Here is a 602-nt window from a genome sequence, read left to right as displayed (position 1 = left end):
GCGTGGCGCGCTACCGGCAGCTCTACACCGCCGTCGGCAATGACTATGTCTGGTGGCTGCGACGGACCCTGACCGACGGCGAGCTGGATTCCATCCTTCAGGACCGGGCCATCAGTATCAGCGTGCTGCGGGACGCGGAGGGGGAGCTGGGCTTCTACGAGCTCGATCGGCGTGCCTGGCCGGTGATCAACCTCGCCTATTTCGGGCTGGTGGGGCGGGCGATTGGGCTCGGCGTCGGCATGCCCTTTCTCCACCACGCCATCGCGGCGGCTTGGTCGGAGAATTGCTCGGCGCTGACGGTCAATACCTGCACGGCCGACCATCCGCGCGCATTGCCGAATTATATCAAGGCGGGATTCCAGAAGCTTCGCACGGTGCGCGAGGAGTGGCCCGTGCCCGTTCGCCTGGGGCTTCCCATCCCGGAGCGGTTGCGAATCTAGGCCGTTACGCCCTCAGCTCAGGATCCAGCCGAGGAGCACGATGCCGCTGATCAGCAAGCCCACAGCCCGCGCGACAACCCAGAACTCGCCTTCGATCGAGCCCTCCTCGGGCTTGCTCGAACGGATCACGCGCGACCGGCGCGTGCTGGGGATCATGGCCGG

1 pseudogene is annotated in these 602 nt (G+C 66.4%); it reads left to right on the top strand.

From position 1 onward, the window contains the following. Positions 1–440: pseudogene (locus tag AC1DWF_RS36375) on the top strand (hypothetical protein); the annotation flags it as partial. Between the last annotated feature and the right edge of the window lie 162 nt (positions 441–602).

It is taken from the genome of Aminobacter sp. P4_D5 (genome assembly GCF_056401815.1).
This window is presented reverse-complemented; position numbering and strand designations above follow the sequence as displayed.